Genomic DNA, 7380 nt, shown 5'->3' on the forward strand with positions numbered 1-7380 from the left:
TTTTTGCGATGCGCGGACTGCTGGCCAGCGGCTTGCCGGCTTCCAGGCCGAACCCGTTCACCACGTTGACCACGCCGGGCGGCAGCAGGTCGCCCACCAGTTCCAGCAGCACGAGGATGGAGGCGGGCGTCTGCTCGGCGGGCTTGAGCACCACGCAGTTGCCGGCGGCCAGGGCCGGTGCGAGCTTCCATACCGCCATGAGGATCGGGAAGTTCCACGGAATGATCTGCCCCACCACGCCCAGCGGCTCGTGGAAGTGGTAGGCCATGGTTTCGTGGTCGATCTCGCTGATGCCGCCTTCCTGCGCGCGGATGCAGCCCGCGAAGTAGCGGAAGTGGTCGATGGCCAGGGGAATGTCGGCGGCCATGGTCTCGCGCAGCGGCTTGCCGTTGTCCAGCGTCTCGGCCACCGCGATGGTGAGCAGGTTGGCTTCCATGCGGTCGGCGATCTTCAGCAGGGCGTTCGCCCGGTCGGTGGTGGAGGTCTTGCCCCAGGCGGCCTTGGCCTTGTGGGCGGCATCCAGTGCAGCGTTGATGTCCTTGTCGTTGGAGCGGGGGATGGAGGTGAACACCTGGCCGTTGATGGGCGAGGTGTTCTCGAAATACTGGCCGTCGATGGGCGGCACCCACTGCCCGCCGATGTAGTTGCCGTACTGCTTCTTGTAAGGGTTGGCGATGCCGAGGCTGGCGATTTCTGCCATGTTCATGGTGCATGTCTCCTGTGGTCGGTTGGGGTGTTCCACGCCACCGGGGTGGCGCGGGCCTCTGTGTTGGCGCAATGCACGTGCCAGCCAGGTCAGGGCAGGCAAACCTTCAAAATGAATAGCAGGCAAACCAAGCAGATCAAGCGGTAGCGGTCGATTGCTCTTTGATCGCTTCAAGGCCGCATCGAGCGCTGGAGTGCCCCGTGGCGCAACGGGTGTTCCGTTGCGGAACACTTGGCGGGTCGATGTGGAACAACGCCGGACCCGCACAATGGACGGGTTCCCCATCCGAACTCCGCACGCCACCCCGATGAAAAAGCCGCCTTCCGCTCCCGTGAGTGCCTTCGCCCAGGAACTGCCCGGGGTCTTCGCGCCTTGGGGCTCCGTCCGGTTGCGGCGCATGTTCGGCGGCTGGGGCGTCTTCCACGAAGGCCGCATGCTGGCGCTGGTGGTGAACGATGCGCTGTACCTCAAGGCCGACGCGCTCACCGCGCCGGTGTTCGACGCCCGTGGCCTGCAGCCTTTCGTCTACGAGCGCCATGGCCGCCCGGTGGCGCTGTCGTACCGGCAGGCCCCGGCGGAAATGTACGAAGACCCGGCCGAAGCGGTGGAGTGGGCCAGCCGGGCCTGGGAGGCCGCCCTGCGGTCGGCTTCCCGGCCGGGGCCGGCGGCCAGCCGCAGGCCGGGTGGTTCGGTGGACAAAAAGGGGCGGTGAGCCACCGCGCCGTTCGGTGCTATTGATTTGATAGCTACCAGGGCAATCAAAACCCCGGCATGGGCTCTTTTTCGCCTCAAGGGTGGCGGCAACCGTGGCGGCGCGGGGCCGCGGGTGTATAACCGATGCCCTCCGGGTCGGGCGCCCGTGCAGCGCCTGCGGGCGCGGAGGCCATTCCTTCCATGCCGTCGCCCGGCCCATCCAACCAATCGATCAATCAATCAACGACGCGGGACGCCTGGAGCGCCGCAAACCAAGGAATCGTCACGATGGGCGCGCAGTGGAAAGCAAAGGGCAAGGCACAGGTCGCGGATGCCAAAGGCAAGCTGTTCGGCAAGCTGGTCAAGGAAATCATGGTCGCGGCGCGCGGTGGCGCCGATCCGGCGGGCAATGCGCGGCTGCGCCTGGTGGTGGAGCAGGCTCGCAAGGTGTCCATGCCCAAGGACACCCTCGAGCGCGCCATCAAAAAGGGTGCGGGCCTGTCCGGCGATGCGGTCAATTACGAGCGCGTGATCTATGAAGGCTTCGCCCCGCACCAAGTGGCGGTGATGGTGGAGTGCCTCACCGATAACGTGAACCGCACAGCGCCGGAAATGCGCGTGCTTTTTCGCAAGGGCCAACTCGGCACGTCCGGCTCCGTGGCCTGGGACTTCCACCATGTGGGCATCATCGAGGCCGAGCCGGCGTCTGCCGATGCGGACCCCGAAATGGCCGCCATCGAGGCGGGCGCCCAGGATTTCGAGCCCGGCGAGGAAGAGGGCAACACCACGTTCTGGACCGATCCCACTGATCTGGACCTGGTGTGCCGCGCGCTGCCGGCGCAGGGGTTCACGGTGCTGTCGGCCAAGCTGGGCTACCGGCCCAAGAACCCGGTGAACCCGGCCAGTCTCAGCGCGGAGCAACTGGAAGAGGTCGAATCGTTCTTGGCCGCCATCGACGGCAACGACGATGTGCAGAACGTGTTCGTGGCGCTGGCGGGCTGAGCGCCTCCGGCACGCCTGCCTTTCCAAAAGAAAGCCGCCCCGGCCGTGAGGCCGGGGCGGCTTTTTCAATGCGCCAGGAGACGCTTCAGAAGTCCAGGATGTTGGACTGCACCACGGTCGGAATGTGCGACTGCACGAACGACTGGATGGTGCTGCAGGGCAGGAAGAACGGCCGCTGGGTGATCGTCACGGTGCAGGTCTGGCCGTTCACTGAAAACGTGCCAGCCACCGTGCCCAGTGGCGTGCCCACCGAAAAGCTGCCACCCGCGGGACCGCCCGAGATGACGCCGCCATTCTGGTGAATGAGGGCGGCGATCTTGACGAACAGGTCCTGGGCACTGCCCGTGAAGTTCACATTGAAAGGGCTGCATGAAGCCATGGTTTTTCTCCCGCGTAATGAAAAATGGCCGAATTGATTTGATTTTTGATTCGGCCCCTCCCTTGGTGGCAAATCAGCAGCGGCCCACCACCGTGCCGCTGTAAATGGGATTGCCGTTGAGGTAAATGGTGACTTTCAGGCCCGTGGGAATGAAAGAGCCGCAAGTCTGCGCGCATGCCTTCAGTTGGCCACCGACGGGAATGTGGATCGGAGAGGTAATGCAGAGATTGCCGTAGATGGGCACCGAGAAGCAGATCTGGTTGGTGGTCGGGTTGTAGCTGGCGCCCACGCAGACGGACAGTTTCAGCGCTTCCACGCCTTCCAGGTTGGGAGCGCCGGCAGCGTTGCTGCGCAGTGCAGGTGCGTGGCTGCTGCCCTCGGCGAAACCCACAGCCGTGAAGTTCGGCACGTGGGTCGATTCGTCTTGGGCGTTGTTTTGGTTGCAATTACAATCGGACATTATGTTTCCTAGAGGGTTTGTTTTCTCTGAACAAAATACCGGCTTCAGCAAGATTGCGTGGCCGGTTGCTTTCTCATGACGCCCCTCGATTATTTTTTTAATGGCGTTTTTGACGCCGCTTAAAAATCCCCCTCGGTTGCGATTCATGAGTGGGCGGATTTTGTTCTTCGACCCCTTTTATTGCCCTTAACGCGGCCTTGGAAAACCTGAAGCGTTCTGAAACAATCTTGGTGTAGAGTGAGAGACCCGCCGGGGAGGCTGGGTTGTTAGAGGCGACAAGAACTTGCGGGCCATGACCACTGAATTCACGTTTTCCCACTTCACGCTGAGGGTCCACGAGCGCCAGTTGCTGGCCCACGGTAAGCCTGTCCTGCTGGGAGCCCGCGCTTTCGATGTGCTGTGCGCCCTGGTCCACAAAGCCGGCGCGCTGGTGACCAAATCGGAGCTGTTCAATCTCGTCTGGCCGGGCATGGTGGTGGAGGAAAACAACCTGCAGGTGCATGTGTCCTCGCTGCGCAAGCTGCTGGGCTCCGACCTGATCATGACCATCCCGGGGCAGGGCTACCGGTTCGTCGCGCGTGTCGCGCCGGTGGCCAGTGGCACCCAGGTGCCTGAGCCGCTGCCGGTCGCCATGGTGTCCAGTGCCTCCCGCTCGGTGGCGGTGCTGCCGTTCGGTGTGGCGGGCGGCCTCGCCGATGACGGCTATCTGGCCGACGGCATGGCCGAGGACATCATCAACCGCCTGTCCCGCTCGCGCTGGCTGTACGTGATCGCCCGCAGCTCCTCGGTGAGCTACCGGCATCCGCTGCCGCCCAACGGCACCATCAGCCAGGAGCTGGGGGTGCGCTACCTCGTGTCAGGCCTGATCCGGTTCAACGGCAACCGGTTGCGCGTGACCGCGGAGCTGATCGACGGGCCGCGCAACGAAACCATCTGGGCGCAGAGCTTCGACCGGCCGGTGGATGACCTCTTTCAGGTGCAGGACGAGATATCGGCGGCCATCGTGAGCGCCATCGAGCCGGTGTACCTGCGGCGCGAGGAATGGGTCAGCAGCCAGACCACGCCCCGCGACCGCGAGCATTGGGAACTGCTGATGCGCGCGCGCTGGCATTTCTGGCGCTCCACGCGCGACCACATGGAGAAGGCGGAGTACTTTGCGCAAAAGGCGCTGGACACCAAGCCCGACGATCCCCCGGCCCTGGCCCTGCTGGCATTCATCCTGATGTCGCGGGTGTGGGCCGGCTGGTCCGAATCCGCCCGCATGGACATCGCCGAAGCCAACCGCCATGCCCTGCAGGCGGTGAGCCACGACGACACCGACGCCTTCGCCCATTTCACGCTGGGCACGGTGCTTTCGTTCTCGCGCAATTTTCCGCAGGCGATTTCCGAGCAGGAGCATGCCCTGTCGATCTATCCGCAGTTCGCCGCCGCGGCGGGCGAACTGGGGCGCCTGCTGGCGTTTTGCGGGCGCACGCAGGAGGCCGCGAGCTACGCATTGCAGGCCTGCGAGGCCAGCCCGCTCGATCCCCACCTGAGCCTGTGGATCCGCACACGGGCGCTGGCGAGCTTCATCGAGGGCGATTACCAGGCCGCGCTGGGCTTCGCCCTGCAGGCGCTGTCCAAGCGTCCGGACTGGTTCTTCAACCACTACCTGCTGGCCGCGTGCCAGGTCGCGTCCGGCCGCCCGGAGGACGGACAGCAGACCCTGCGGCAGGCCCAGAAGTTCGGCCCGTACTCCCTGCAGGCGTTGAAGGCCGGCCACCCCTTCGTGGACGAAGCGCACCTGAACCATTACACCGACTGCCTGCGGCAGGCGGGCTGGAGCGAGTGAGGCGCGCATCCACCCGGCAGTCCATGAGAAACCCAACCATCGGCAATCCAAAAGAGAGAGGGAAACGGTATGTCTGAAGCGAATGCACCCCAGAAAATCGCCATCCTGGGGGGTGGCCTCGCCGCCCTGACGGCGGCCTACGAGCTGACCAGCCAGCCCGGCTGGCAGGAAAAATACGCCATCACGGTGTACCAGATGGGCTGGCGGCTCGGCGGCAAGTGCGCCACCAAGCGGGGGCCCAACAACCGCATCGAGGAGCACGGCATCCACGGGTTCCTGGGCAGCTACTACAACGCGCTGCCGATCATGGCCGACTGCTACAAGGCCCTGGGCCGCCCGGCGGATGCCAAGCTGGCCACGTTCGAGCAGGCTTTCATTCCCGAGAGCTTCGTGCTGATGTGGGAATTCGAGAACGGCGGCTTCAAGCGCTGGCCCATGACCGTGCCGACCAATTCGCTGACTCCGGACGATGCTTCGTCCCTGCAGACCATCCGCCAGTGGATCGGCGGGCTGATCGAGACGACCCAGGGCCTGATCGACCCCGAAGCCACGCCCGGCCTGAGCGAGATCCACAAGCTGGAGCTGCGCGCCGGCCAGGACATCCTGGAACGCCTGCAGACCGCGATCCTCGACGAGAACGCCGAGCTGGGCACCAGCCACCCCGTGCTTGACGAGGTGTGGGACTGGCTGCACGCGCGGCTCAAAGGTCTGATCGACGAGAACGACGACCTGCGGCGCCTGTACATCCTGCTCGAATACCTGATGGCCATCGTGCGCGGCGTGCTGGCCGACCGCATCATCGAGCGCGGCTTCGATGTGATCGACAACGAGAATTTCAGCGACTGGCTGGCGCGCCACGGCGCTTCGGTGATGACGGTGTCGTCCCCGCTCGCGCTCAACACGGTCAACCTGTCCTACCAGTACCCGCAGGGCGATACGGCCCGCACCGCCAGCATGGCGGCAGGCGCCTACCTGCATTGGTCGCTGCGCAGCTATGCGTACATGGGTGCATTCGCCTGGCTGTTCGCGGCGGGCACGGGCGAGACGGTGATCGCGCCGCTGTACCTGGTGCTGCGCCAGCGCGGCGTGCAGTTCGAGTTCTTCCACAAGGTCGAAAACCTCGCGCTGTCGGCGGACGGCCAGTCGGTGGCTGCCGTGCAGATGGGCGTGCAGGCCACCCTGGTGAAGCCGGATGCGCCCTACGAACCGCTCGTGCCGATCGAAGGCCTGCCAGCGTGGCCGTCCGGCCCCTGCTACGACCAGTTGGTGGAAGGCGATGCGCTGCGCGAGCAGGACATCGACCTGGAGTCGTACTGGACGCCCTGGAAGAACGTGGGCCAGAAGACCCTGAAGGCCGGCGAAGACTTCGATCAGGTGGTGCTGGCCATCGCGGTGGGTGCCGTGCCCTACCTGTGCAAGGAGCTGCTGGCCGCGCGTCCCGAATGGCGCGCGATGGTCGAGAAGGTGCCCACCGTGCAGACGCAGACCATGCAGGTCTGGCTGAACCGCAGCACCACCGATCTGGGCTGGGACATTCCCCTCAAGAACCCCACCGACACGGTGATCGGCGCCACCTACATGAACCCGCTGGATGGGCAGGTGGACTTCACCCACCTGCTGCAGTGGGAGTCGTGGCCGGCCAGCCAGATGCCCAAATCGCTGTGGTACTTCTCGGGCGCCATGGCCGACTACGAGCCGCCGCCGCCCCTGACCGACACCGGCTACCCCGAACGGGCCGACGCCAGGGTGAAGGCCCAGTGCATCCAGTACCTGCAGGTGTGCATGGGACCGCTGCTGCCGAAATCCACGACCAACGTGGTCTCGCCGCCGGGCGACCCGACGGGCATGGATTTCAGCCTGCTGCAGGACCACGACCCGGCCAACACCGGGCTGGGCGTGCAGCGCTTCGACCAGCAGTTCTGGCGCGCCAACATCGACCCGTCCGAGCGCTACGTGATCAGCCCGCCGGGCAGCACCGCCGCGCGGCTCAAGGCGTGGGAGTCGGGCTTCAGCAACCTCGTGCTGGCGGGCGACTGGATCTACACCGGGCTGAACGTGGGCAGCGCCGAGGGCGCGACCATGGGCGGCCGGCTGGCGTCGCACGCCATCAGCGGGTATCCAGCGCTGACGGACATCGTGGGCTATCCGGTCTCGGCCGACGCCCCGTGCGCACCGCCTGCGGCGCCCGCCGCCGCTGAATAAGGCAATAAGGCGACAGGGCCAGCGGGAAACCGGGCTGCGGCGGCGCAGCCCGTGGGCCGGTCAGCCGCGCAGGAAGTCCGCGTGGCCGGGCCGGCCGGGCAGATGCA

Annotated in this window: 7 protein-coding genes; 4 read left to right on the forward strand and 3 right to left on the reverse strand. The window is 65.5% G+C overall.

The annotated features are described in order from the left end of the window. Nucleotides 1-706, reverse strand: a 706-nt coding sequence (locus AC27IO_RS18080; protein ID WP_498740011.1) for an aldehyde dehydrogenase family protein, incomplete at its 3' end; no start/stop codon positions are given. Nucleotides 707-974: 268 nt separating this feature from the next. On the opposite strand from AC27IO_RS18080, the gene AC27IO_RS18085 reads away from it, so the two are divergent. Both AC27IO_RS18085 and AC27IO_RS18090 read left to right on the forward strand, forming a co-directional pair. Beyond that, nucleotides 975-1418: a TfoX/Sxy family protein gene (locus tag AC27IO_RS18085; RefSeq protein ID WP_498740012.1), complete on the forward strand. Its 444-nt coding sequence runs from the start codon at nt 975-977 to the stop codon at nt 1416-1418. 269 nt (nt 1419-1687) lie between these two features. After that, nucleotides 1688-2401: a YebC/PmpR family DNA-binding transcriptional regulator gene (locus AC27IO_RS18090; protein ID WP_498740014.1), complete on the forward strand. Its 714-nt coding sequence runs from the start codon at nt 1688-1690 to the stop codon at nt 2399-2401. 85 nt (nt 2402-2486) lie between these two features. On the opposite strand, the gene AC27IO_RS18095 is transcribed toward AC27IO_RS18090, so the two are convergent. Both AC27IO_RS18095 and AC27IO_RS18100 read right to left on the reverse strand, forming a co-directional pair. Beyond that, nucleotides 2487-2780, reverse strand: coding sequence for a hypothetical protein (locus AC27IO_RS18095; protein WP_284430848.1), 294 nt, complete (start codon nt 2778-2780; stop codon nt 2487-2489). Between the two features lie 73 nt (nt 2781-2853). Then, complete coding sequence (locus AC27IO_RS18100) at nt 2854-3387, reverse strand: hypothetical protein (RefSeq protein ID WP_284430849.1); 534 nt, start codon at nt 3385-3387, stop codon at nt 2854-2856. 145 nt (nt 3388-3532) lie between these two features. Here AC27IO_RS18100 and AC27IO_RS18105 point away from each other — a divergent pair, with 145 nt between their 5' ends. Both AC27IO_RS18105 and AC27IO_RS18110 read left to right on the forward strand, forming a co-directional pair. Continuing rightward, a complete protein-coding gene (locus tag AC27IO_RS18105; RefSeq protein ID WP_284430850.1) occupies nt 3533-5071 on the forward strand; it encodes a winged helix-turn-helix domain-containing protein in 1539 nt (512 codons plus the stop codon). Between the two features lie 69 nt (nt 5072-5140). After that, nucleotides 5141-7273 carry an NAD(P)-binding protein gene (locus AC27IO_RS18110; protein ID WP_498740017.1) on the forward strand — a complete coding sequence of 711 codons (2133 nt, stop codon included), beginning with the start codon at nt 5141-5143 and terminating at the stop codon, nt 7271-7273. Nucleotides 7274-7380: the final 107 nt, after the last annotated feature.

The sequence above is a fragment of the Acidovorax sp. KNOB132 genome, assembly GCF_057541515.1.